Here is a 26,070-nt window from a genome sequence, read left to right as displayed (position 1 = left end):
CGCAGTGATCGCGGCCAGGTCCGCTCCAACAGCGCTCGTTGGAGCGCACCTGGGCGCGATCGGAAGCTTGCCGCGAGCACCCATCGCGGCCAGGTCCGCTCCAACAGCGCGATAGTTTGGGAGCTTGCCGCGAGTACCCATCGCGGCCGTCCGCTCCTACGGGGAGCGTCAGGTCGCCTCGACCGGCGGTGGGTGCAGGTGATCGCGCCGATAGCGCGCGGGGGTGACGCCCATCACGCGCACGAAGGCCTTGCCGAACGCCGATTCGGAACGGTAACCGACACGATCGGCGACCGCGCCGGCCGTGAGGTCGCCCCGGCGTAGCAGATCGCCTGCCAGGTGCATGCGCAGCAACGTCAGCACCTCGTGCGGTGCGATGCGTCCCCGTGCCTCGAAGTGACGTGCGAAGGTCGCGCGCGACATCGCCGCCTCGCGCGCCAGCGTCTCGACCGTCCATTCGCGCGCGGGATCGCGCAGCATGGCGAGCACCGCGCGGCCAAGACGGGCGTCGCCCAGCAGCGACAGCAACGAAGGGGGCAACTGCCCTTCGCGCAGCTGCGCGCGCAGCGCGAATACCAGCAACGTGCGGCTGAGCGACGTGACCACCGCGAGCGCACCCGGCTCCATCCGTTCCACCTCGCTGCGGAACATCGCGACCACCGCATCGAGCGCCGCGGCGCCATGCTGCTCGGAGACCTTGACGTGAAGCACGTCCGGCAGCGCATCGAACGCCAGTCGCGCGGCATCCGGCGCGAACGTGAAGCGACCGCACAGCAGGTCGAGGTCCGCGGGACCGAGCGTGTTGCGCTTGATGTCGAGCGGGCCCTGCCGATCGAGGTGTACCGGCACCGCTGCCGAACGCGGGCCACCGTCATGGACGCGGTGCGACGTGCCCCGCGGCAGCACGATGAGGTCGCCCGCGGACATCGGCACCACGACGCGTCCCGGTAGCTCCATGATGCCCTCGCCCGAGAGGACGAGGTGGAACGGCGCCTCGCCCGCTAGCGCGATGTCGTGTTCGACACTGAATCCGCCGGCGAGATAGCAGCGGACGTCCAGCACCCCCTGCACGTTCGCCAGATCGAGAAGTCGGGTCAGGGCATCCATGAGACGATCGCGCCAGTCATTGAGAGATACGAGTATTCATCCTCTCATTCCCCAGAGCAACACTATGCGGGTCGCGTCCACCTTCCCCCGGACGCCTTGCTCTGGAGCTTTCCTCATGAACACTCGTTTCCGCCAGGCCCTCGGCCTCTTCGCCCGCACCGAACGCGTCGGCCCGAACCTGATGCGCCTCGCCATCGCCATCGTCTTCATCTGGATCGGCATGCTGAAGTTCGTCCCCTACGAGGCGGACAGCATCACGCCGTTCGTGGCGAACAGCCCGGTGATGTCGTTCTTCTACAACCACCCCACCGAGTACAAGGCGCACCTGACCCACGAGGGCCAGCTGGTGCCGGAACAACGCGAATGGCAGACGGCGAACAACACCTACGGTTTCTCGACCGGCCTGGGCATCGTGGAACTGACCATCGCCGCGCTCGTCCTCGCCTATCCCTTGTCGAAGAAGCTCGGCCTGCTCGGCGCTTTCCTTTCCTTCGGCACGACGCTGGTAACGCTCTCGTTCCTGGTCACGACACCGGAGGCGTGGGTGGCTGCGCTCGGTGACGCGCAGCACGGCTTCCCGTACCTCTCCGGCGCCGGACGACTGGTGCTCAAGGACACCATGATGCTGGCCGGTTCCTGGGTGATCGGCGTCGATGCCGCCAAGGCGATCCTCGCGGAGAATCAGAAGCGGTAACCCACGCTCGCTCCATAAACCCAGGGGTCGATGTGGGCGGTGCCGACCCGGGCGCCGCCCACTTTCACGCGACTGTCGATATCGATGTAGCGGACGTCGACGGTCGCGATCCAGCGCGGCGCGAGGACGATCTCGACACCGGCATGCCAGGCGAGGCCCCAGCTGTCCCCCAGATCCACGTCGGCTCCCTGCAGTAGGCCCCGACCCTTGGCGTCGAAGAAATGCGTGTAGTTGACGCCGGCACCCACGAATGGCGTGACGGCGGCGTGCGGCAGAAACCGATAGTTCACGCCGACCACGGGCGGAAGCTGTTTGACGCGCACCGCGCGCGAACCGGCGAGGCTCACGTCGTGGCGGAACGGGAGCGCCGCCAGCGCTTCGACGCTCCATGCGTCGCTCCATCGGTACTCGATGCTGAAGGTCGGCCGCGTGCTGCTGTCGACGCTGGCATGGATGCCCGCGAGACGGCCGGTGTGGGAGGTGGGATCGACGACGTGGGCGCCGACGTGAACGATCCATGGCGAGTCGACCGCGGCAGCGAATGCGGTCGGTGCCGCCGCGCAGGCGATGCCCGCGGCCAGAAGCATGAGGTGACGCACGATGATTCTCCTTCGATGACGTTGGCGTCACCGTAGCGATCGCGCGTCGATCGAAGGGGAAATGTCGGTGGGCTGCGACGTCGTGCCCATGCCTCGGTGGGAGCGCGTCATCGCGATCCCACCGAGACGACGCATTCAGGCGGACGCCGGAACGACCACCGGCGGCGGGAGCAGCTTGCCCTGCGCGGTTCGTACCAGCGTGCCCACGACGAGCACCGCCATCACGAGGTTGGTGAAGACGAACACGATCGGCGCGAGCTGCGCGATCGCGCCGGTGACGCCACGCTCGGTCATGACCAGGGCACCGGTCGACAGCGCGGTGATGCCGAAGCTGAAGGCCCAGTACGACGGCGCGAACGGCTGCTTCGTGATCCAGAAGAAGAGCCGCAGCAGCAACAGCAGCTGGATCAGCCCGTAGCCCCACGCGGCCTGCGTCAGCAGCTCGGGATGGCCCTGCGTGTTAGCGAGGAAAGCGACCACGGCCACGACGGGCGGCGCGAGCTGGATGCCGATCGTCGGCCGCAGCGGCGGCGGTAGCGAAGCGACGTTGAGCAGGCGGAACACGACGATCGATTCCAGCGCGAACCAGCTGAAGAGGCCGACGCCGAAGAACAGGATGCCCCACGATGCAAAGCCCAGCGTGCCGGCACCGATCGCGATGATGAAGTTGCCCGCGACGGACGGCAGGTAGATGACCGGCGTGGTGGTGGAGACGTCGCGGTCACCTTCGAGCATGCCGCCGAAGCGCCAGACGCCGAAGGCCACCTGGCCGATCGCGCCGCCGATCAGGGCGACGACCGCGAGCGTGTGGAAATGCGGCGCCAGCACCACCGCCATGAGCACCGTGCTGGACGGCGCCAGCCCCACGAAACAGCAGTTGATCGGGTGATGGATCTCCTCGATCGCCGCGTCGCGGTGGGCGATCCATTTGTACCAGAACGCCGCGGTGAGGATGAGCCAGACGACGAACGCGACGGCCATGATCGCCTCGCCGATCTCGGGCGGAAGCCCCCACAGGCGCGCGGCGACGCGCCAGCTGCTGCCCAGCCCCACGAGGCCGAGGATCATGCCGAAGAAGCCGGCGGGAATGGTGCGAACGGGATTGGCCATCGGCGGTACCTGCGTGTCCTGTCGTTGATGTCGTGGTGTCGTGCCCCTTGGAAATGCGGCGTGCGGCACGGCACGACGCACGATCGCGGTCGAGACGATCGCGCCAGAACCTGCGCCGCGCGCGCGTTCCCAAGGTGCGCCGATCGGCTCATGATTTCCCCTGTCGACGACGCATACCGTGCCGCCGCATGACCGGAGAAACACCATGCTCGATTGGGTCGAATATCGCAGCCAGCTCATGGGCCGTATTGGCGAAATCGCCAAACTGAGCCCCGGCACCGTCCAGGGTTACCAGGCGCTCTCCAACGCCGGCGCCAAGACCAACCACCTCGACGCGAAGACGCGCGAACTGATCGCGCTGGCCGTCTCGGTCACCACCCGTTGCGACGGCTGTATCACCGTCCACACGGCGGAAGCGCTGAAGCACGGCGCCACGAAGGACGAGATCGCCGAAGCGCTCGGCGTGGCCGTGGCGCTCAACGCCGGCGCGGCGCTGGTCTACTCGGCACGCGTCATGGACGCCGCCGAGGCCTACGAAAAAGCCTGACGTGCCTCGCTGTGGGAGCGGCTCCGGCCGCTCCCACATGCTTCCTACATCCGCTCGGGCACGTCGATGCCGAGCAGCCAGAGCGACTTTTCCAGCACGCGCCTCACCAGGACGCACAACCCCAGTCGCGATGCCCGTACCTCGGCATCCGGCTCGGACAGCACGGCGCACTCCGCGTAGAACCGGCTGAAGCGCTGTGCCAGGTCGAACGCATGATCGGCCAGGATGCCCGGCTGGTACTGCCGGCACGCCGAGGCGACCGTGTCGCCGAAGGCAAGGCACGCCAGCACGACGGCGCGTTCGCTGGGCGCCACCGGATCGATCGGTCCGATGTGCGCATCGCCCGCCTTGATCGATAGCGAGCGCAGGCGCACGCAGGCGTACTGCAGATAGGGACCCGTCCGCCCTTCGAACGCGACGAGCCGGTCCACGTCGAAGACGTAGCCCGAAAGCCGGTCGCCGGAGAGATCGGCGAACTTCACGGCCCCGATGCCCACACGTCTCGCGAGCACCGCGCGCGAACCCGCGTCGAGTTCCGCACCGTGACCCGCCTCCTTCATCCGGTCTTCCGCCCGCGCCACGGCCTCGTCGAGCAGGTCCGTCAGCCGTGCCACGCCGCCGGCGCGTGTCCTGTACGCCTTGCCGTCGGGGCCGTTCACGGTGCCGAAACCGGCGTGCACGAGCTCGACGCCGGGCGCGATGCCGGCCTTCGCCGCCGCGCGGAACACCTGCGTGAAATGCAACGCCTGCCGCTGGTCGACCACGTAGACGACGCGTGCGAGTCCGGGCATGCCCGCGCGCGCTTCGAGCGTCGCGAGATCGGTCGTCGCGTAGAGCGCCGCGCCGTCGCTCTTCGCCAGCAACAAGGGAGGCACGTCCGCCCCGTCGTCCGGGCTGGCGACATCGACCACGAGCGCGCCCTCGCTGCGCCGTGCGACACCCTCGGCCTCGAGCCGGGCGATCAGCGGAGCGATCGCGTCGCGCACGTCGCTCTCGCCGTCGAGCGCATCGAAGACGACTCCCAGTTGATCGAAGTCGCGCAGTTGTGCCGCGAGGCTGAGCTCACGCAACGCGCGCCACAACGCGAGCAGTCCGGGATCGCCCGCCTGTAACGCCGCCGTGTCGGCCCGCGCTTCGGCCATGCGTTGGGGATCGGCCCGGCACGCCGCGGCCGCTTCCGGATAGAGCCGTTCCAGTTCCGCCAGCGTCACCGGCGGGTTCGCGGGAAAGGCCTCGGCATCGCTACGGAAATACGCCAGCTCCGGCGACCGCCGCCGGATCGCGGCGCTGAGCATGCCCATCTGCAGCCCCCAGTCGCCCAGGTGCGCGTCGCCGTGCGTGCGCCAGCCCAGGGCGGCATGCATGCGGCGCAGGCTTTCTCCCAGCACGAGCGAGCGCAGGTGTCCGACATGCAACGGTTTGGCGACGTTCGGGCCGCCGAAGTCGAGCACCACGAGGCGCCCCGCGCCGTCGTCCGGCACGCCCAGCGCGTCGTCTTCCACCATGGCGGCGGCGCATCCGGCGAGCGAGCGACGGGACAGTGTCAGGTTGACGAAGCCCGGTCCCGCGACGGCGACGTCCGCGAACACGTCGTCGGCGCGCAACGCGCCGGCGATGTCCTCCGCGATGGCGCGCGGTGGCCGACGCGCCTCACGCGCCGCCGCCAGCGCACCGTTGCATTGCAGATCGCCCAGCTCCGGGCGATCGGATGGCTGGGACCGGGCAAGGTGGACGGGAAGACCGAGGGCGTCGAACACGGCGGCGAGCCTGGTATCGACCAGGGACGCGAGGGAAACGTGCATGGATGGCTCCGGAAGGGATCACGATCGGGCGGATTTCCTTCGCGCGCGACCGCCCCCATGTCGTACGGGAGTCGGTGAGCGCGGAATCAGCGTCGTCGTCGGAGCATCGGTACGCAAGCCATGGCGGTTGTGTACATGACGAAAGCGGTCTTCGCAAGCCAGCCACGAATCCACCGTTATCCTCGTGCGGCGGGACTTACCGGAGATCCACCCATGAACACCGCTCCATCCGCCCACGGCAGGCACGCCGTCGTCATCGTCGGCGGCGGCGCGGCCGGCATCGAACTGGCGACCCGCCTGGGCCGGCGGCGCGACCTCGACGTCGTGCTCGTCGATCGCGACGCCAGCCACTTCTGGAAACCACGACTGCACGAACTCGCGGCGGGGCTGCTCGGCGACGGCGAGGAAGCCGTGCCCTACCTGGCGCATGCCCAGGCGCACGGCTACCGCTACGAGCCCGGCGCCCTGAAGCGCGTCGACACCGTCGAGCGGCGCATCGACCTCGATCAGGTCGTGCTGCCGATGACCGACGAGCTGATCCTTCCGCCGCGCTCGCTGCGCTACGACACGCTGGTGCTCGCCTTCGGCAGCCGCGTCAACGACTTCGGCACGCCCGGGGTGCTCCAGTACTGCGACATGCTCGACAGCCCGGCCCAGGCGATCGCCCTGCGTCGCAAGATCCTGGCGCTCGCGCTACGCAGTGCCGGCGACCCGGAGCGACGCATCCGCATCGGCATCGTCGGCGCGGGAGCCACGGGTGTCGAGCTCGCCGCCGAACTACACCACGCCTTCAACGACATGCATCGCTACGGCGGCCTCGATCCGGCGTCGAAGCTGGACATCACGCTTATGGACATGGCGAAACGCATCCTGCCCGCCGTCGATCCGCGAACGTCGGAATCCGCGCACCGGGCCTTGGCCGGCATGGGCGTGAACGTGCGCGTGGGCGTCGGCGTGGACGCGGTCACCGCCAGCGCCTTCCACCTTTCGGACGGCAGCACCGTGCCGTGCGACATCCGCGTCTGGGCCGCCGGCGTCGTCGGCCACGACATGGTCGCCGGGCTGGGGCCCTTCACGCTGTCGAAGGACCGCCGCATCATCGTCACGCCCCAGCTGGCGGCAGTCGGCGTCGACCATGTCTACGCCATCGGCGACTGCGCCTTCGCCGCCGCGGCCCAGGGCGGACCGAGCGTGCCGCCGACGGCGCAGGCGGCACACCAGCAGGCCAGCTACCTCGCCCGTGCCCTGCCGCGCGCGCTGCGCGGCGAGACCGTGGAGCCGTTCGTGTACCACGCGAAAGGCACGCTGGTGTCGCTCGGTGAATACCATGCGACGGGGGAGCTGCCGTCGGTGCCCAAGGGCAAATCGCCGATCCCCATGCGTGGCTGGATCGCCAAGATGCTCTACGTGTCGCTCCAGTACATGCACCGCGCGACGTTGCACGGCTGGCCCCGCGCGACCGCGCTATGGCTGGCCGACTGGCTGCGCAACACGACGCTACCGCCGGTGAAGCTGCACTGATTCATCGGATTTTTTTGTGGGAGCGGACCTGGCCGCGACAGCTTCTCGCCAAGAGCCGCAGGCCCTGTAGCGCACGGCCCCAAAGGCGTCGCGGCCAGGTCCGCTCCCACAAGCCGGCGTCGCGGCCAGGTCCGCTCCCACACGCCCGCTGTCGCGGCCAGGTCCGCTCCTACAGACCGGCTATAGCTCCCGCGCGATATCGTCGAGCAGCCGGTCGATGTCGTGGCGGGCGACCGGTCGTTCGACCAGCAACGCCTCGATCCGCCCGAGTGTTTCGACGACCGTCGTCGACCCCAGCACCAGCGCGGCGCCCTTCATGCGGTGCGCGAGGGCGATGGCGCGTTCCGGATCGGCCTTCGCGAGCGCGTCGCGCATCGCGGCAAGATCGTGCTCGCTTTCCTCGCGGAACGTGCGCTCGACCGGCGACATGCCCGGCGCGGAGGCGAGCGCGGTCTTGAGCGCGGCCAGCGACAACGGTTTGCCGAGCACCGTGTCGATCCCGCTTTCGGCGCAGCGCCGCAGGTGCACCTCGCCGTCGTTCGCCGAGATCGCGATGAAATGCGTGAACGGCCGTTCGCGGCGACCTCATGGGCCCGCAGCTCGACCGCGATGTCGTAGCCCTGCATGTCGGGCAACTCGCAGTCGAGCAATACCCCCGCGAACCGGCCCGGCACGAACGCGTCGATCGCGGCCTGTCCGTGATCGACCGCGTGGGTGTCGAAGCCGAGGAACTTCAGCTGGGCGGCGATGATCTGCCGGTTGGCGGGATGATCCTCGACGAGCAGGACGGTGCCGCGCTCGGCTACCGCCGCATCGGGCGTCGCGTCCGCTTCGTCCTCCACCGGCGGCGCGACGGGCACGCGACTGGTGGGCAGCTCGATGCGCACCGCGGTGCCGACGTCGACATCGCTGTTCAGTTCGAGGCGTCCGCCGAGCTGCCGGGTGATCTCCGCGCAGATGCCCAGCCCCAGACCCGCGCCGCCGAGCCGTGCGGAGTGCGCGCCGTGCGCCTGGGAGAACGGCTGGAACAGCTCCCTCTGGCGGTCCGCCGGCACGCCGATACCCGTGTCGAACACCTCGACGACGAGGTGACGGACCTCGTTACCGTCCTCCCCGGCCGTTTGCCACAACGCGATGCCGACGTGGCCGCGCACGGTGAATTTCACGGCGTTCGAGAGCAGGTTCTCCAGCAGCTGGCGCAGGCGCGTTTCGTCCAGCATCAGCCACGGCAGCGGGCCCATGGGCAGGTCGAGCCGCACGTCGAGGCCTTTCTGCTCGATCGCCGTGCGCTGGCCTTCGATGACGTCGCGCGCGACGCCGACGGCGTCGCATGCCGTCAGGTCCGGCGTAAACCCCTGGTTCTCGGAGCGGCTGTAGTCCAGCGCGCTCTTGAGCAGGTTCTGCAGGCTACGGCTGCTGGACTGGGCGATCGCCATGAGGTCGCGTTGCGGGCCCTCCATCGGCGTGCGCGAGAGCAGCTCGATCGACGAGGTGACCGCGTTGACGGCATTGCGCACCTCGTGGCTCATCACGGCGAGCAGCATGGTCTTCTGCCGTTCGCCCCGACGCGACGCGAGCTGCGCGCGACGCAGCTGCCAGAGCGCGAACACCATCGCCACGATCAGCGCGAATCCCAGGCCGAACTCCACGCGATACACCGACAGCACCTGGGAGAGCGTCGGCGCGCGCAGGTAGGCGGCCTGTAGCCAGCGCTCGATCACGGCGCGATTCTCGTCCGCGCTGATGCCCCGGACGCTGTCGTCGACGATCGCGAGCCACTCGGGCGCATCCTTGTGTACCGCGACGCGGACAGCCACCGGCATCTGGGGAATGTCGCCCGCGATGCGCAGGCTCAGCGCGTAGTCGCGACGCACGATCGGAAGATAGGCCACGTCGACGCCGATGCCCGCGTCGGCGATGCCGCTTTCCACCGCGGCCAGCACCTGGTGAAGATCGGCCAGCGGGAGGCGCGTGACGGCGGGATGCTCACGGCGCAGCCACGACTCGTAGGCGCCGCCGCCGGTGAACGCCACCGTCCGCCCGTCCAGGGCCCGCATGTCGAGCGTGGCGGGCCCGACGGTACGCGCGATGATGACCGTGCGGCCCTGGTAGAACGGTTCCGACAGGAGCGCCTGGTCGCCAAGATCCGCCATGAGGAGGCGATCGTTCAACGACGGCAGCAGGTCGACCCGCCGCTCCCTGAAGGCGCGCACCGAGTCCTCCCATGAACGCGTCCGCACCGTCACGATGCGCAGGCCCGTGTGCCTCGCCACGAGTTCGAGGTACTGGCTGACGAGCGGATTGGATTCGCCGCGATTGACTTCGGAACCCTGCTGCGCGTCGATGGCGATGCGCATGACGGGATGGGCGGCGAGCCACGCCTTGCGCGCGGCATCGTCGGACGCGGCGGCGACGGCGCAGCCGACGCAGGCCATCCAGGCCAGCAACCCGACGAACAGGCGTTTCACGGCGATCCGGCATCCAGCGCGAGCACGTAGTCGCGCAACAGGAACAGCTCGTTGTCCGAGGTGATGCGCAGCTTTCGGTAGGCGCACGACTTCTGCGTGCTGATCGTCTTCAGGCTGCGCCCCGTCCGCGCCGCGATCTGCCCGACGGTGAGCCCCTCGAGCAACTGGCGGATCACGTCCCGCTCGCGCGGGGAAAGCGGTACAAGGTCCTTCGGCGGCGTTCCGTCCACGGCTTCGCGCACCGGCACGAACTCGCGCCCGGTCATCACGGCATCGATAGCGCGGATGACGTCGTCGGGATCCTGGCTCTTGGCCACGAATCCGTCCGCCCCGGCAAGGCGCATGTTGTGCACCACCAGTTCCTGGGCATGGGCGGACACGACGAGGATCTTCATCCTCGGGTAGGACGCACGGAGCAGGTTGATGAGGGCGATCCCATCGATGTCGTCCATGGCGAGCGAATAATCGATCAGCGCGACATCCACCGGCATCGCGGCCAGCATGGCGCGAAAAGGCCGGCTGCTCGTATGGCTGCCGACGATCACGATCGAGGGCGTTTTCTCAAGGTGTGCGATCAGCCCCTTCAGGACGAGCGCGTGGTCGTCCAGCAAGGCCACGCGCACCGAGCCTATGTAGGATCGCGCGGACATGAGTGGACCATAGAACCATTGTATGTAGTCGAAAGCCCGGCCTCCGGCCGGTGCGGGATGAAACATATATCGGCGCGGACCCCTTGTAAACGTTCTCATGATGCGCCGTTCATGCTCTCGCGCATGCCCGATATCGGCCATTCGTCCACCTCCGTAAGCCATACAGGCAAGGCCCGGGCGCGTTGCTACGCTTTCTTCGGCCCCCTCCACAGGGGTTTTCGCCACGCACCCAAGGGGTAGGACGGGGGATGGACACTGAAAGCCGCAGGGCAGCCACCGGCCAGGCCGGCGTGGCGGAGCCCGTTGTGAACGCCCGCTCCTGGACCGCACCCGGCGGCTTCGTCGCACCGGCCCTCGACACGGTGCGCATCGGCGTCGTCGGCCTGGGTTACGTCGGGCTGCCCCTGGCCGTCGAGTTCGGCAAGCGCTACGCGACGGTCGGCTTCGACATCCGCAACGAACGCGTCGCGGAACTGAACGACGGAGTGGACGCCACGCTCGAGGTCGACGCCGGCGAGCTCGCCGCGGCCGGTCGTTTGAGGTTTTCCTCCATTCTCGACGATCTGGCGGCCTGCGACGTCTACATCGTCACCGTGCCCACTCCCATCGACGACGCGCGCCGCCCCGATCTCACACCGCTGGTCCGGGCGAGCGAAACCCTGGGTAAGATTCTCAAACCGGGCAACGTCGTCATCTACGAATCGACCGTCTACCCGGGCTGCACCGAAGAGGTCTGCGTGCCGATCCTCGAGCGCGAATCGGGCCTCGTCTTCAACCGCGACTTCTTCGCCGGCTACAGCCCCGAACGCATCAATCCCGGCGACAAGACGCATCGCGTCACGGGCATCCTCAAGGTGACCTCGGGCTCCACGCCGGAGGTCGCGAACTTCGTCGACGCGCTCTACCGCTCGGTGATCACCGCCGGCACGCATCGTGCGAGCTCGCTGAAGGTGGCCGAGGCCGCCAAGGTCATCGAGAACACGCAGCGCGACCTCAACATCGCGCTCGTCAACGATCTCGCGATCCTCTTCAACAAGCTCGGCATCGACACCCTCGAGGTCCTCGAGGCGGCCGGCACGAAGTGGAATTTCCTGCCGTTCCGCCCGGGTCTGGTCGGCGGTCACTGCATCAGCGTCGATCCGTATTACCTGACCCACAAGGCCCAGCAGGTCGGCCACCATCCGGACGTGATCCTCGCCGGACGCCGCACCAACGACGGCATGGGGCCGTACATCGCCAGCGAACTGGTCAGGCTGATGGTCCGCAAGGGCATCAACCCGGTCGGCGCGCGCGTGCTCGTGCTGGGCCTCGCGTTCAAGGAAAACTGCCCCGACCTGCGCAACACCCGCGTCGTCGACATCGTCGGCGCGCTGGGCGGCTATGGCGTGGCGGTGGATGTCCACGACCCATGGGTCCGTCGCGCCGAGGCGCGGCACGAGTACGACATCGATCCGGTCGCCGAACCGGCGCACGGCACCTACGACGCGGTGGTGGTCGCCGTGGGCCACCGCGAATTCGTGGCGCTCGGCGCCGACGGCATCCGTGCCTTCGGCAAGCCGCTCTCCGTGGTCTACGACGTCAAGTACGTGCTGCCGCGCGACGCGGTGGACGGTCGCCTCTGACGCCATGGCCTCCCCATGAAGATCCTGGTCACGGGTACCGCCGGCTTCATCGGGTTCCACGTCGCGACGCGGCTGCTGGAGCGCGGCGACACCGTGATCGGGCTCGACAACCTTTCCGACTACTACGACGTCGCGCTGAAGAAGGCCCGGCTCGCGCACTTCGACGGCCATCCCAATTACACGCACGTGCACGCCGATCTCGCGGATCGCGAGGCGATGGACGCCCTCTTCGCCACGCACCGCCCTGAGCGCGTGGTGCATCTCGCCGCGCAGGCGGGCGTGCGTTACGCGGCGAAGAACCCGCACGTCTACGTATCGAGCAATGTCACCGGTTTCCTGCACGTGCTCGAGGGCTGCCGCCGCCACGGCGTCGAGCATCTCGTATTCGCCTCCACCAGCTCGGTCTACGGCGCCAACACCCACCTGCCCTTCTCCGAACACCAGCCAACCGAGCATCCGCTGACGCTGTACGCCGCCACGAAGAAGGCGAACGAGCAGATGGCGCATTCGTACGCGCACCTGTACGGCCTCCCCTGCACCGGCCTTCGGTTCTTCACGGTGTACGGGCCATGGGGCCGTCCCGACATGGCGCTGTTCCTGTTCACGCGCGCGATCCTCGCCGACGAGCCGATTCCCGTGTTCAACCACGGCCGGCACAGGCGCAGCTTCACCTACGTCGACGACATCGTCGAAGGCGTCGTCCGCACGCTCGACGGCCTGCCGCGCGCCAACGATCACTGGTCCGGCACCCGGCCCGATCCGGGCAGCAGCGGCGTCGCCCCCTACCGGATCTTCAACATCGGCAACGAGACGCCGGTCCCGTTGCTGCATTACATCGAAGTCCTCGAAAAACGGCTCGGCCGCAGCGCACGACTGGACATGTTGCCACTGCAGCCCGGGGACGTACCCGACACCGAGGCGAACGTCTCCGCCCTCGTCCAGGCCACCGGCTACGCGCCGAAAGTGGATGTGGACGAGGGCGTGGGCCGGTTCGTCGACTGGTATCGCGGGTATTACGGCGCCTGACGCCAAGAACAAGAAAAGAACGATGCCCATGAACTTCGCCGCCGCAGCTTGCCCGGGAGACGCACCGTGATCATCGACTATTTCGACCGGTCGGTTCCCGACGACCTGCAGGCCGACCTGTGCATCATCGGCGCCGGGCCGGCGGGCATCGCGATCGCGCGCGCCTTCCTGGGCACGGCGACCCGCGTGTGCCTGATCGAAGGTGGCGGTCTCGCGGGCGAGGATCGCAGCCAGTCGCTGTACGAAGGCGACTGGACGGGTGACGCGCCGTTCGACGCCGGCACCTCGCGGATGCGCGTCTTCGGCGGCAGCTGCACGCTGTGGGGCGGCGGCTGCATCCCGCTCGCCGACAGCGACATGGCGCCCCGCGAGTGGGTGCCGGACAGCGGCTGGCCGATCCGCTACGACGATCTCGCGCCCTGGTACGCGCGGGCGCGGGACTTCTGCCGTATCGACCCGTCGCACGGATTCGGCCCCGGCGCGTTCGACGGCCCGCTGCCGCGACAGCCGCTCGACCTCGATCCCGACGCGCTCGTGAACTTCGTCTTCGCGCGCAGCCCGATCACCTTCGGCGACGCGTATCGCGAGGACATGCGCAGGGCACCCAACATCTCCCTGCTCCTGCATGCGAACGTGATGGAGCTGGAATCCACGGCCGACGCCAGCCGCGTCACCGGGGCACGGATCGGCACGCTCGACGGTCGACGCGGACGCGTCTTCGCACGGCATTACGTGCTGGCGGCCGGTGGCATCGAGAACGCCCGCATCCTGCTGCTCTCCGACAGTGTGGCTCCCAACGGCCTCGGCAACGATCGTGACCTGGTCGGCCGCTACTTCATGGACCACCCCAGCGGAACGATCGGCACGATTCGCGCGGACGACCCCGATCGGGTCACGCGGCCGTACGAGCGGACCATCGGCAAGGTTCGCGCGCCGTTCGCGCCGGAGATCGGACTTTCGCTGAAGGCACAGCGCGATCACCGCAGCCTCAATGCGCGCGTGCACCCGTTCGCCGTCGAAGGCCAGGTACCCCGCGGCATCCGTGCGCTGCGCGACGTGCGCGCCGCGCTGCGTCCGCCGACCCGCGACGAGGCGGCGCTGCTCGAGGCACGCCTTTGCGCCGCGCTGCAGAACGGCCCCGGCGGAACCGCCGCCGTGCAGCAGAACCTCGCGATCAGCGCCGTGCGCCTGGGTCTGCACATCGGCGATGTCGTGCGCGCCGTCGCGCAGAAGGTCGCCGACCGTCCGACGGTGCGCAGCGACCGCGTCGAGCTGGTGGGCTTCTTCGAGCAGGCGCCCCAGCGCGACAGCCGCGTCACGCTCGGCGACGAACGCGACGCGCTCGGTCAACGTCGCGTGCGCGTCGACTGGCGTCTCAACGAGCTCGACCGCCACACCTGGCACACGACGACGCTGCTCACGGGCGCGCGACTCGCGGCCGCCTGCAACGGACACTTCGAACCGGAACCGTGGACCCACGGCGCGGCGCCGCCCGGCGTGCATGGCACCGCGCACCACATGGGCACCACGCGCATGGCCGACGATCCCTCGCGCGGCGTGGTCGACGCGCAGTGCAAGGTGCACGGCGTGGCGAACCTGCACATCGCGGGAAGCTCGACGTTCCCGACCGGCGGCTGGGCCTTCCCGACCTTCACCATCGTGGCGCTCAGCCTGCGCCTCGCCGACCACCTGCGCGTGTTGCTGACCGCGTGCGAACACAGCGGGCTGGCGTGATCGCCCGGCCATTCGGACTAGCCGGGCGACGACCGTAAGTGGAATCGACACGTGGCGCCACGCTACCTAGCCTTGGAACACGAGCATGCAGGGGATGCATGTCATGAGGAATGACCGATGATCCGCCTGTTCCGACAGCCGATCGTGCGCTGGCTGACCCTGCTGGGCACGTGCGAGCTGCTCCTGCTCGCCGCATCCCTGAACGCCGCGACCTGGATCCGCTTCGCCCCCTCGCCGGAGGATCTCGCGGCGTCGACGCATACCGTCACCGCCCGGGCCACGATGTTCGCGGTCGTCATCTTCCTGTGCATGGCGGCACTCGGCGAGTACCGCTCCACCCTGCGCATGAGCTGGCGCGGCCAGCTCGCCCGCCATGCCATCGCCTTCGCCCTCGGCGGCCTGGCGCTGGTCGTCGGCTACTACGTCATACCGCAGGCCTACGTCGGACGTGGCGTCCTTGGCATGGCGCTGATCATCGCTTTCATCGCGACCGCGGGTTTCCGCGCCCTGTTCATGCGCCTGGTGGAGATGGAATCGTTGAAGCGGCGCGTGCTGGTCCTTGGTGCCGGGCAGCGCGCCGCCCAGATCCACACACGGATGCGCCGCCGCTCGGATCGCCGCGGCTTCTGTCTGCTGGGTTACGTGCAGGGACCGAACGAAACGGTGGCGATTCCGGAAGCGCTCCTCGTCAGGTCCGGCTCGACGCTCGCCGAACTCGCGCGCCGCGAACGGCTCGACGAAATCGTCGTCGGCGTCGACGACCGCCGCGGCAGCCTGCCCATGGACGATCTGCTCGCGTGCCGTCAGCTCGGCGTGCAGATCACCGATTTGACAACGTTCGTCGAACGCGAGGCCGGACGTGTCCAGCTCACCATGCTCGACCCGTCCTGGCTGGTCTTCTCCGGCGGCTTCAACGCGACGCCGGTCGCGCTCTTCGTCAAGCGCGCCTTCGACATCGGCGCCGCATCGCTGATCGCCCTGCTCTGCTGGCCGATCATGCTCGGCGTGATGCTCGCGATCCGGATCGAATCGGGTCACGGGCAGCCGATCCTCTACCGGCAGGAGCGCGTGGGCGAGCACGGCCGCACGTTCTGGCTGTACAAGTTCCGCAGCATGCGCACCGACGCGGAGATGGACGGCGTCGCACGCTGGGCATCGAGCAACGACGACCGCATCACGCGCGTGGGCCGCATCTGCCGCAAGCTGCGTTTCGACGAGTTGCCGCAGCTGTGGAACGTGATCCGCGGCGACATGAGCATCGTCGGTCCGCGCCCTGAGCGTCCGCAGTTCGTTTCGGACCTGGAGACGAAGATCCGGTTCTACAACCTGCGCCACAGCATCAAACCGGGCCTCGCCGGCTGGGCACAGCTGAGCTACCCCTATGGCGCATCGGAAGAGGACGCCGCCGAGAAGCTCAAGTACGACCTCTTCTACGTGAAGAACCATAACCTGTTCCTCGACGTGGTCATCCTCATCGAGACGGTGGAGGTGGTGCTGTTCGGACGCGGCGCACGGTAGGCGCCGCGGTCATGACGTCAGGGGCGCGGCCGGGAGGAGCCGACGCGCAGCGCCCGAAGAGGTGAGCTATGCCAGTCCACGACGGTATCGCCTTCGAAGCGCACCCAGGAGGGACCGTACTCCCAGCGATCGGTCCCGCGGCGCGTGGGCTCGCCTTCGATCGCGAGCACCTCGTCGGGCGACATCCCGAGCGCGAGCGTGCCTGTGGGCGCGGCGTCGGGATGCGTCGCGACGGGCGATCCCGGATCCTCGCCCGGATCGGACTCCCGTCCGTCCGGCCACGTCGACCAGACGACGGCACCGATGCCGAGCAGCACCGCGCCGAACCACCAGCGCGGCGCGACGCGGCGCGCGCGGGCCGGCGCCTCCGCGACGCTCGCCGCGGAAGCTACCGGGTCGATGCGCGGCATCGCGGCCGGCTCGGCCGACACGGTTTCAGCGACCGGAGCTTGCGCGACGACCGGCGCACCGGGTAACCGGCCGTGCCTGCGATAGAAGTCCATCGCCGCCCCGTATTGCGCCGTGAGACGCTGCAGACGCGCGGCCGCGATCGCGTCGGCGCGCGTTCCCCGGCGGCGATCGGGATGCCACAGCGCGACGTTCCGCCGATACGCCTGCTTGAACTCGTCCAGCGAGCAGCCAGGCTCCAGCCGCAGCTTGCCGTAGAGATCGAGAAAGTCGGTTTCGTGTGCCACCGGATGGCTCCCCTGGGGCGGCGTGAGTGACGGATCCTCGTACTCGCGTCCCGCGCCACCAAGCGTGGCGCAGGCCCATCGCACTGACAAGTACAACTTTTGGAGAATCGCCATGCCCGCACGGCTCCCGTGCCTCGCGGTCGCGCTCGCCCTCTCGCTCGCCCAACCGCGCGCGGCGATGAGCGCCGACACCGCACCGTCGCTCGGCGCCCATGCGTTCCTCGGCCAGGGCGAAGGCCTTGGCGTCAGCCCCGCCCGCACGCCCGCGTTGACGACCCGGCAGGCCGGTAGCGTGTTCATCGCCTTCAACGCCGGCTACGCGAGCAACGACGCGCGTCCCGCCGATACGTACGGCAACACGTGGAAGCGCCTCGGCCATGCCATGACCTACGCCGGCTACGGCGACCGCTTCAGCGTCAGCGCGTGGATCACGAACGGTGGCAAGGGTGGCGAGGGCCACAGCGTCTCGATCGAAAAGCGCGGCGAACCGGCAGGTGAACTTTCCATGCCGTTCGTCGAAGTGCGCGACGCATCGAGTGTGCACGCGTTCGCGCAATCGTACGCCGAACCGTCGCTGATCGTCGCGAGCGACGAGATCACGGTGGACGGTCCCGCGACGCTGCTGGCTTTCTGGTGGGGCGACGGCGGCGTGAAGCGAATGACCGTGACGCCAGGCGACGGCTTCCAGCTCATCGACGCCTTCGTCGAACTGCCTGACGAAAGCGGCGTGCAGGGCGCGGTCGCGTGGCGCCAGGTGGAAGCGCCCGGCACCTATCGCGTGCACTGGACGGCCGCCCCCGTGCAGGGCGCCGCGTTGTGGATCATCGCATTCCGCTGATCGGCCGTCCGGTTCCGGACACCTGTCGAGGCGTGCATCCGCGCGCGACGCCAGCGCTGGCGCCATTCCTATGGACGTGCGGACATAATTCCATCGAAACGGCGTGATCCGGCGTCCGGAAACGGACATCGACGCCTACAACCACCGGCATATTTTCCCAGCGAAGTCAGGCGACTAGGCTCAAACCTCGACATCGGGAGCCGCGGACGGGAAAGGCAGGAAGCCCGCCAACAGGATGGCCTCGAGGAGCAGGACGCGCAAAAGGAATGGACCGCAGCGCGCAGGGATGCGCGAGGAAGGATCCAAGGATGCGCAGCACACGGAACGCGCACGACGCGCGATCCGTCCGCGGCTACGATGTCGACTCGCGAGCGGCCGGTTTCCGGCGCCACGGCGGCATCGTTTGGTGCCGCCGTGGTTCTTCTTGCCGGAATGTCAGAACACCACGCGCACGCCGAGGTTGCCGGACCAGCCGCGCACGCCATAGCTGCCGACGAAGTGCTGGTACGTGCCCTGACCGTAGACCTGCACGTGGTCGGTGAGCTGGCTCACCGCGCCGGCCGCTACACGCCAGAGATCGCCGCTGCGACCGCTACCGAACGCATCCGTCGTCCCCGGGAGATTTCCAGACACCCGTGTCGACCTGGCTCCGCCGCCGGTGTGCATCACGTCGACGCTCGCATAGGGAGCGAAACGGCCGCCCGGCATGCGTGTGACCCGTGCACCGAGGCGCACCCGGGTCTGCTTCGACCGGCCGGGTGTCACGTCCAGCCCGTCGGCATCCGTGAACGTATGGAATGCCAGCGACTGGTGATGCGCCTGCATGCGTGGTTCGAACGACCAGTCGCCGCCGACCGCGACGGGCATGCCGGCTTCGATCGACATCGACCATGCGTTCGCACGCAAGCGCGCGACGTCCGCTCCGCGCCATGCGGTGCCGATCTCACCGCTGTATCGTCTGGCGCCTACGACGCCATCCACCCAGAAACCGCTTTCGTGTCGCCAGGTCGTCCAGGCGGACACGCCGCTGGCGCGAAACTCCGCCGAGCTGTCGCCGTCGGGTGCCTTCGGCGTGACACGCGTGCGCCCGCGCTCCGCGGCCCATCCCGCGTGCAGCGAACCGGCGTCACCATCCACCGCGACGATGCTTCCCCCCAACTGCAGGGCGTCGAGTCGCTGTGCGAAGTCATAACCGTAACGCCGGAAGGAAAGGTTCGACGTGTAGCGCAGCTGGCTCCCGACGAGCCGCGCGAACACGTCGCCGCCCAAGGGGCGGTCGGGCGCGCCGTCGCGCGGGTCGCCAAGCCGCTCGTGCAGACCGTCCGCCATCGCATCGCCGTAAGTCAGCAGGGCCGTCGGCGCCGACAGGTACGACGCGAGCTGCGGCACGACGGCGGGGCGGCTGCCGGGGTCCGGACCCGGGCCGGGCGTCACCGGCGGTTCCACGGGATCCACGGGCGGCTCGACGGGACCGACCGGCGGATCGACCGGTGGTTCCACCGGCTCGCATCCGCCGACCGGCGGATCGACCGGTGGTTCCACCGGCTCGCATCCGTCCTCGCAGACGTCGCGACTGGCCAGCCGGTAATCCCAGCCGAGGACACCCCCGGGAAGCTCGCTCTGCGATGCGTCCGCGACGCCGGGTCCGAACGCGTGCAACGTGTACTGCCACGGGCCCATCGCCACGTAACCGCCGCGCAGCACGAAACGATCCGCCGTCGAGCGACCTCCCACCTGCACCAGCGAGATGCCTTCGCCCGCGTCCGGCAGACCGTTGCCGTTCGTGTCGGTCGGGGCGCCCGCGCCGCGGCCCGTGACGACGAGTTCGGTGGTGCCCGTCGTCGTGACATCGCCCTCGATAAGCAGGCGATCCGTGGTCCGACCCGACGAGGCGCCACCGGCATCCAGGGCGACGTTCAAAGCGACCGCACCCCCCGTACCGGTGAGGTCGCCTCGTACGACTAGCCGTCCGGGCGCATCGACCCGGTCGAAACGTATCGTGCCGCCGTCGAGCGCGAGCGTGCTCACGGCCGAATCGCCAGTCACGCGCCACAACGCATCGGAGACGCCAACCGCGATGTCGCCGCGCACGGCACCCGTCAGCGTGCCTTCGTCTTTCAGATCGAGCGTCCCCCGCGCGCCCGCGCTGGCGACGATATCCCCTGCGATGTCACTGCCCGAGACCCGCACGTCGGCGGACGCTCCGGCATCGAGGCCGATCGCCACGCCGTTTCCCGACCGTAGCGTGGCGCCGTTACGCAGCTCGATCGATGTCCGCGTCGCCCATGACGGGTCGAGCGTGGTGACCTGTATCGCGCTATCCGTGCGGCCTTCGACGGACGAGCCATCCACGACGAGCTTGAGGTCGCCCGTGACCAGGCCTGTGGTGATCGCCGCCGCCACCGAGACGCCGTGGGCATCCCCGGTGACCGAGCTGTTCTCTCGCAGCGTCGCCGTTCCCCCATGGATGGCGAGGCCGACGGAGCCCGCTTCGGTACCCGTGACATCGCTGTCCGAGACGTCGAGAATCGAATTCGCATAGAGCGTCGCCCCTGCGCTGCTCCCGCGAATCTCGCTGCGGTTGCGGACGATCGCCGACGCCCGTGCGTCGTCGCCAGGCGCACCGGCATGCGCGGACAGGGTGAGGCCCGCGAGATCGCCGCTCACGCGCGCGGCGTCGAAGGTCCCCATCGCGCCATTGGCGAGTCTCACGCCGTAGGGAATGATCGATCCCTGTCCCGTCCCCTCGCTGGTACGCATCAGCAACGTGCCGTTGGAGACGTCGACGAAGCCTATCCGACTCCCGCCGATGACCTCGAGGTGGCCGGTGGAAGCCACCGTCCATTTCTCGCCACCGGCGTCCTGGCCGTCGACGACGACGCTCTGCCCGGGTGCGACGTCCCCTGCGAAGGCGGGAGAGAGGGGCCAGCATGTCGCGGAGATCGCGATGGACAACCTGAGCGGGCGAAGATGCGTGTTCGGGCGATGGCGCATGGACTGCTTGCCTTGAAGCGGGGGCGCGGGTACATACCGCCGGCCGTCACGGCCGGCGGTGTTTCTTGAGGGGTGGATCGACGAGGGAGGTCAGAACGTGACGCGGACGCCGAGGTTGCCGGCCCAGCCGCGCATGCCATAGCTGCCGACGAAATGCTGGTACGTGCCCTGCCCGTAGACCTGCACGTGGTCGGTAAGCTGGCTCACCGCGCCCGCGGCGAATCGGTACGCGTTGCCGACGCGACCCGAGCCGAAGCGCTCGGCGACGTTCCATTCGGCGTTCGACACGTCGGCCGCCGGATCGCCGTTGCTGGTGTGCGTCAGGTCGAGGCTCGCATAGGGCATGAACCTCACGTTCGTCGTGCGCGCCACCTGCGCTCCGACGCGCACGCTGGTCTGCTTCGCCGTGCCGAGCCGGACGAGCAGCCCGTCGACGTCGGTGAAGTTGCGGAAGTTCAGCTGCTGGTGCTTCAGCTGGAACCGTGGCTCGACCGTCCAGTCACCACCGATCGCGAGCGGCATGCCGGCTTCCACCGACATCGTCCACCCGTTCGCGCGGATGCGGCCCACGTCGGCACCGCGTGCGTCCGTGCCGACATCGCCGCGGAAACGCGTGGAGCCGACCACGCCATCGACCCACAGCCCACTGCCGTGCTGCCACGTGATCCAGGCCGACATCCCGTTCGCGCGATACTTCGCCGAACTGTCCCCGTCCACCGCCTTCGGCGTGACGCGCGTCGTTCCATGATCCGCGGCCCAACCCGCGCGCAACGATCCGTTGTCGCCGTCGAGCGCGATGACGCTACCACCCAGCTGGAGCGCATTCACCTGCTGATCGAAGTCGTAGCCGAAACGCGTGAACGACAGATTCGACGTGTACCGGAGCTGGCCGCCCAGATAGCGTGCGAAGACCTCGCCCCCCACGGGATCGCTGGACGTGCCGGAACGTAACTCGCCCAGGCGTTGGTGCAGACCGTCGTTGAGCATGTCGCCGTAGGTGAGCAGTGCCGCGGGCGCCGACAGATACGACGGCAGCTGCGGGACGACCTCGAGCCGCTCGCCCTCCCCCGGGCCCGGATCGACCGGCGGTTCCACCGGCGGGTCGACCGGCGGGACGCCCGGGTCGACGGGCGGATCGATCGGCGGCTCGACCGGATCGCAGTCGTGCTCGCAGACGTAGCTGTTGCCGAGGCGGTAATCCCAGCCCAGCGTCGCGCCGTTCTGCAGGACGTTCTGCGCCTGATCGACTTCATCCGGTCCGAACGCGTGAAGCGTGTATTGCCACGGGCCCGCCGCGACGTAACCGCCGCGGAGCGTAAAGGCGTCGGCACGCGACGCGCCGTGAACCTGCACGAGCGAAATGCCTTCGTTGGCGTCCACGACACCGTTCTGGTTGGCGTCGGTCAGCGCTCCACTGCCCGATCCGGTGACCACGAGTTCCGTCGGCCCGCCGGTGACATTTCCTTCGATGAGAACACGGTCCGTGGCCTGCGCGGCCAGTGATCCACCTCCATTCATCACGGTGTGCAGCCCTATGGTGCCGCCGGAACCCGTCAGGTCACCCCGCACGGTGAGCGCGCGGTAGGTGCCGACAGAAGGCGCACCGAAGAGTACAGAGCCCCCTGAAAGCTCGAGCGAGGAGACGTCCGAATCGCGATCGACGAGCCAGCGCGCGGCGCCCTGCACCGTCAGCCCGATGTCGCCTCTCGTCGCACCGGCAAGCGTCGCGCCGTTGACCAGCGAAAGGACTGCAGACGAACCGCTGGAGACGACGATATCGCCAAGGATAGTGCTGTTGTCGGACGTGACGTCGATCGCGCTCGTCAGCTGCGGGCGCCCCGAAGTCACCTCGATCGCGATGCCGTTCGCCCCGGCCAGGAGGGAGCTTCCGTTACGTAGCAAAACGTCGCCATCGGTGTTTTCAAGCAACGTATCGACGATCATCCCGCTGCCGTCCACACCGGCGATCGTCGACCCGTCGACGACCACGTGCCGCCCGACACGCGCGGAGGATGCCCGGTTATCGGTCTGGATCCTGAGACCGTACTGCTGCCCCGTAACGGTGCTTGCTCCTGCAATGAGGGCATTCCCGTTGAACACGACAGCGCCAACGCCGGTCCCCGCTCTCGTGCCGGAAACGGTGACGTTGTCTAGCGTAGCCTCATGACCCGAGCCGACACTTAGTCCGTAGGTCGCGCCGCTGATCGATCCACCGACGACGGTCGCCCGCGCTATCGTCGCAGGCCCTGAGAAGTCGGCGAGCACGAGCCCGCGACCGCCCGAGCTTGAGATCACAGCACCCGTCAGCGTCGCAATCGTCCCGTTTCCAATGGATATGCCGTTCTGTGTCCCGGCCGCGACGATCGAAGCGCCCTGACCGATGTCGACGGTCGCATCGTAGGCGCGGATGTCGAGCGAGCGCGCCCCCGGCTCAAGTGTCAGGCTGTTGTTTCCGCCCGTTAGGTACCAGTATTCCGGATTGTCCGCGGGCCTCACAACGATTGCCTGCCCTGCCCCGACGTCTCCTGCATGCACCACGGCGAACGGGAGCATGAGCGCAACGGAGATGCCCCATGCGACGGATGTACGTGACCACGGTGCGACTGTTTGTTTCATGGCGTTTCCCTGTTTGTCTGAGTCGGCGAGACGCGGCCGCTACGGTTGCAAGGGACGGGTGCTTCGTGGCGAGTACGCTTATCGCGGCGCGAAAGCTTGGCGCAGACCGGGGAGCGCAGGAATAGGGCGTACTCCTAAAATCCTGACGCAGTTTGCGCCTCGCATTCGACGGCTTGAACGGGTCACGCGTGGCTTCCGGACGTATTTGTCCTCCCGAGTGCCCATTCTGCATGTGGTGTCCGAAGTCGGACGGCTGCCCGTCCGCTTCCGGACAGCCCTACGTCGTCAGGCCTATTGCCGCGGCGGGCCGGGGCCCCTAGTGTCAGCGCCAGGTCCATTGATGGACCGATCCCTGTGCACGCACAGACCATCCCCTCCTGAAGGATCCGATCATGGAACGATCACACGCCTCCCGTAAGGTCTACGCCTCCGTCCCCCATGCACGGTCCCGGATGTCGTCATCGGGTCGCAGCACGATCTCGCCACTGGACGACCAGTGGGACTACGAACTGGCCATCGACGCCAACGCACTGGTGACGCCCGCCCTCACACCGCCCGACTTCCTGCTCAAGGCCTCGGTGAAGGACGATGACATCAAGGTCGTCGTGGACTTTGGCGCCTTCGGGTTCAGCAAACCAGACGAATTCCAGCTGTACATCGGCGATCGGAACAATCCCGTAGGGGCCATGGTCGCCCTGGACGACGACATGGTGGCCGCGGGCAAGGTTGAGCTTACGCTCCCCGCCAACGCGCGAAAAGCGGCCGGCCAGGGGCGCCAGACGCTGTTCTACGGTGTTACCTATAAGTCCGGCGTCGATGGCAATGGCTGGGGCCCGGAGCAGTTCTATACCCTCGACACGGTCGCTCCGGGGGCGGATTCGTTCCTCGGCGAGCTTGAATTCGATCCGGGCGTCAGGGACGAAGGCGTGACTGCGGACAAGCTGGTCACCGAAAACGGTGCGACCTTCCTCAAGGCGTACGTGCCGAGTTACAACACGCCCGCTACCGGCGATGTCTTCACCGCGATGATCGACAACGCCAAGCAGGACGTCATCGCGATCGACCTGGCCGACGGCCGTAAGGAAATCCACTTCGACATTACGTTCATCGAAGCACAGGAGGACGGCCCTCACGACTTCCTCTACATGATTACCGACCGCGCAGGCAATGCGTCGAAGCCGGCCGCGGCTGTGCGGCTGCAGGTTCTGGTGAAAGGGGCGATCGGCACACCGGGCGAACCCGGTGTCCCCGCATACGACGACGACGACGATTCGACCGATCCCAAGCTCATCGATGAGGCCGATGCCAGGAACCCGGCGGGCCTCGCAGTGGTGATCCCCGCGAATTCAGAACTGCTCAAGGACGACACCATCGACGTTCTCTGGGGCGGCTCGGCGAAGGTCGGTCCCGTGGCGGTAACGAATCCTGCTGCGTCGACCACGGTCTACGTCCCCTACCCCGCGATCTTAGCCGAGTGGAACGGTACCGCCGCCGGCGGCGACACGGTCGTCGACGTAGCGGTCAGCTACGAGGTCAGACGCGGCGGACTGCTCGCGGGGACCTCCGCTCCGCATCCCGTCAAGGTCAATCTCTATTCCGCCGGCGGCGTCGACCCCGATCCTGAGACACCCGAGCACGGGAACCTCGTACTTCCCACCCTGATGAGCGACAGCGCAACGGGTAGCGGTGACGCGAACAAGATTCCCGTGGAGGATTTCGACAAACCTGCGACGGTCACGGTTCCCTGGTTTCGTACCGACGGCACCACGGCGGTCTTCGCGCTGGACGACATCCTCATTGTGAACTACGCGGGACAGGACATGAACGACCGCGTCATCGCCCAGCCGGACGTCGACGCGGAAGCGGACATCGACGTCACGCTGCCGGTCGCGGCGATCGACGCCGGTGGATCCGGGCCCGCCATCCCGCTGCTCTACAAGGTGCGCCGCAAGCTAGCCGCTGGCGGTGCCAACGACGCGCTCTCGCCGACCCAGCCGGTCGAAGTGCATGGTACCGACGAGGAGCCGGGCGGTGGCGATCCACTCGATGCATGCGACGCGCCCGAGGCGCTCGGCGGCGATCCGAAGGACCCGGCCCGCCGCATCATCAGCCCCGTGCAGGCGAAAGACGGTGTCGACTTCATCATTCCGGAATACAAGAATCAGAAGCGCACGGATCTGGTGACACTGAAATTCAAGATCTTCGCGGGGTTCTACGGCGTTGCGCACCCCACGGATCCGGCCCCGCTCTATCCACGGGACTTTACCGTGCCTGTTTCTCAGGCGACCCTCGATCAGCCCCTTTCGATCAACGCGCCCGAGTCCTCGCTCATGGGTGATCCGACCAAGAAGCAGCCGCTGCACGCCCACGTCAGCTATTCGGTCCAGGCTCGAACCGATACCGGCACTCCGGTCGGACGCGAAGTCGAGGCCGGCAGTCTCTACATCGTGGACATCGAACCGCGCGGCTGATGCCGGGCGAATGCGGAGGTGGCGGGCCCGTCTCGCCACCTCCGCCCTCTTCAGGGAC

General features: G+C 68.2%; 19 protein-coding genes. 9 read left to right on the top strand and 10 right to left on the bottom strand.

Annotated elements, in window-relative coordinates; genetic code table 11:
* Window positions 1-168 precede the first annotated feature (168 nt).
* A complete protein-coding gene (locus J2X58_RS04480) occupies window positions 169-1,107 on the bottom strand; it encodes an AraC family transcriptional regulator (RefSeq protein ID WP_310046629.1) in 939 nt (312 codons plus the stop codon).
* 115 nt (window positions 1,108-1,222) lie between these two features.
* On the opposite strand from J2X58_RS04480, the gene rclC reads away from it, so the two are divergent.
* The gene (gene rclC / locus J2X58_RS04475) at window positions 1,223-1,801 is read left to right on the top strand and encodes a reactive chlorine resistance membrane protein RclC (protein WP_310046627.1); all 579 of its coding nucleotides are present in this window, start codon (window positions 1,223-1,225) and stop codon (window positions 1,799-1,801) included.
* On the opposite strand, the gene J2X58_RS04470 is transcribed toward rclC, so the two are convergent.
* Together J2X58_RS04470 and tehA are read right to left on the bottom strand one after the other, a co-directional pair.
* The gene (locus J2X58_RS04470; RefSeq protein ID WP_310046626.1) at window positions 1,789-2,400 is read right to left on the bottom strand and encodes an OmpW family outer membrane protein; all 612 of its coding nucleotides are present in this window, start codon (window positions 2,398-2,400) and stop codon (window positions 1,789-1,791) included. The genes rclC and J2X58_RS04470 overlap by 13 nt on opposite strands.
* Window positions 2,401-2,535: 135 nt before the next feature.
* A complete protein-coding gene (gene tehA, locus J2X58_RS04465) occupies window positions 2,536-3,510 on the bottom strand; it encodes a dicarboxylate transporter/tellurite-resistance protein TehA (RefSeq protein ID WP_310046625.1) in 975 nt (324 codons plus the stop codon).
* A gap of 205 nt (window positions 3,511-3,715) precedes the next feature.
* Between tehA and J2X58_RS04460 the strand changes: the two genes are divergently transcribed.
* Window positions 3,716-4,057: a carboxymuconolactone decarboxylase family protein gene (locus J2X58_RS04460; RefSeq protein ID WP_090053624.1), complete on the top strand. Its 342-nt coding sequence runs from the start codon at window positions 3,716-3,718 to the stop codon at window positions 4,055-4,057.
* Between the two features lie 44 nt (window positions 4,058-4,101).
* On the opposite strand, the gene argS is transcribed toward J2X58_RS04460, so the two are convergent.
* Window positions 4,102-5,859 carry an arginine--tRNA ligase gene (argS, locus tag J2X58_RS04455; RefSeq protein ID WP_310046624.1) on the bottom strand — a complete coding sequence of 586 codons (1,758 nt, stop codon included), beginning with the start codon at window positions 5,857-5,859 and terminating at the stop codon, window positions 4,102-4,104.
* Between the two features lie 213 nt (window positions 5,860-6,072).
* Between argS and J2X58_RS04450 the strand changes: the two genes are divergently transcribed.
* Window positions 6,073-7,380, top strand: coding sequence for an NAD(P)/FAD-dependent oxidoreductase (locus J2X58_RS04450; RefSeq protein WP_310046623.1), 1,308 nt, complete (start codon window positions 6,073-6,075; stop codon window positions 7,378-7,380).
* 180 nt (window positions 7,381-7,560) lie between these two features.
* Here the strand turns inward: J2X58_RS04450 and J2X58_RS04445 are convergent, their stop codons facing one another.
* Genes J2X58_RS04445 through J2X58_RS04435 form a run of 3 tightly spaced genes read right to left on the bottom strand, consistent with a single transcriptional unit; the run spans window position 7,561 to window position 10,639 of the window.
* A complete protein-coding gene (locus J2X58_RS04445) occupies window positions 7,561-7,755 on the bottom strand; it encodes an Hpt domain-containing protein (protein ID WP_310046622.1) in 195 nt (64 codons plus the stop codon).
* Window positions 7,695-9,848, bottom strand: a complete 2,154-nt coding sequence (locus J2X58_RS04440) for an ATP-binding protein (protein WP_310046620.1) — start codon at window positions 9,846-9,848, stop codon at window positions 7,695-7,697. Before J2X58_RS04440 ends, J2X58_RS04445 begins: the two co-directional genes overlap by 61 nt.
* The gene (locus J2X58_RS04435; protein ID WP_310046619.1) at window positions 9,845-10,639 is read right to left on the bottom strand and encodes a response regulator transcription factor; all 795 of its coding nucleotides are present in this window, start codon (window positions 10,637-10,639) and stop codon (window positions 9,845-9,847) included. Before J2X58_RS04435 ends, J2X58_RS04440 begins: the two co-directional genes overlap by 4 nt.
* A 164-nt stretch (window positions 10,640-10,803) precedes the next feature.
* Between J2X58_RS04435 and tviB the strand changes: the two genes are divergently transcribed.
* From tviB to J2X58_RS04415, 4 genes are all read left to right on the top strand, one after another.
* The gene (gene tviB, locus J2X58_RS04430) at window positions 10,804-12,120 is read left to right on the top strand and encodes a Vi polysaccharide biosynthesis UDP-N-acetylglucosamine C-6 dehydrogenase TviB (protein WP_310046617.1); all 1,317 of its coding nucleotides are present in this window, start codon (window positions 10,804-10,806) and stop codon (window positions 12,118-12,120) included.
* 15 nt (window positions 12,121-12,135) lie between these two features.
* Complete coding sequence (locus J2X58_RS04425) at window positions 12,136-13,146, top strand: NAD-dependent epimerase (protein ID WP_310046615.1); 1,011 nt, start codon at window positions 12,136-12,138, stop codon at window positions 13,144-13,146.
* 66 nt (window positions 13,147-13,212) lie between these two features.
* Complete coding sequence (locus J2X58_RS04420) at window positions 13,213-14,880, top strand: GMC family oxidoreductase (RefSeq protein WP_310046614.1); 1,668 nt, start codon at window positions 13,213-13,215, stop codon at window positions 14,878-14,880.
* 117 nt (window positions 14,881-14,997) lie between these two features.
* Complete coding sequence (locus J2X58_RS04415; RefSeq protein WP_310046613.1) at window positions 14,998-16,398, top strand: TIGR03013 family XrtA/PEP-CTERM system glycosyltransferase; 1,401 nt, start codon at window positions 14,998-15,000, stop codon at window positions 16,396-16,398.
* Window positions 16,399-16,415: 17 nt separating this feature from the next.
* Here J2X58_RS04415 and J2X58_RS04410 read toward each other — a convergent pair whose 3' ends face one another.
* Window positions 16,416-17,093 (bottom strand): J domain-containing protein, encoded by a 678-nt coding sequence (locus J2X58_RS04410; RefSeq protein ID WP_310046612.1) that lies wholly within the window; start codon window positions 17,091-17,093, stop codon window positions 16,416-16,418.
* A 112-nt stretch (window positions 17,094-17,205) separates the two neighbouring features.
* Here J2X58_RS04410 and J2X58_RS04405 point away from each other — a divergent pair, with 112 nt between their 5' ends.
* Complete coding sequence (locus J2X58_RS04405) at window positions 17,206-17,931, top strand: hypothetical protein (protein WP_310046611.1); 726 nt, start codon at window positions 17,206-17,208, stop codon at window positions 17,929-17,931.
* Window positions 17,932-18,366: 435 nt separating this feature from the next.
* Here J2X58_RS04405 and J2X58_RS04400 read toward each other — a convergent pair whose 3' ends face one another.
* Both J2X58_RS04400 and J2X58_RS04395 read right to left on the bottom strand, forming a co-directional pair.
* Window positions 18,367-20,925: an autotransporter outer membrane beta-barrel domain-containing protein gene (locus J2X58_RS04400; RefSeq protein WP_310046608.1), complete on the bottom strand. Its 2,559-nt coding sequence runs from the start codon at window positions 20,923-20,925 to the stop codon at window positions 18,367-18,369.
* 90 nt (window positions 20,926-21,015) lie between these two features.
* The gene (locus tag J2X58_RS04395; protein WP_310046607.1) at window positions 21,016-22,914 is read right to left on the bottom strand and encodes an autotransporter outer membrane beta-barrel domain-containing protein; all 1,899 of its coding nucleotides are present in this window, start codon (window positions 22,912-22,914) and stop codon (window positions 21,016-21,018) included.
* Between the two features lie 1,019 nt (window positions 22,915-23,933).
* Here J2X58_RS04395 and J2X58_RS04390 point away from each other — a divergent pair.
* Window positions 23,934-26,012 (top strand): hypothetical protein, encoded by a 2,079-nt coding sequence (locus J2X58_RS04390; protein WP_310046606.1) that lies wholly within the window; start codon window positions 23,934-23,936, stop codon window positions 26,010-26,012.
* Window positions 26,013-26,070: the final 58 nt, after the last annotated feature.

The organism is Luteibacter sp. 3190 (assembly GCF_031456385.1).
Classification (GTDB): domain Bacteria; phylum Pseudomonadota; class Gammaproteobacteria; order Xanthomonadales; family Rhodanobacteraceae; genus Luteibacter.
This window is presented reverse-complemented; position numbering and strand designations above follow the sequence as displayed.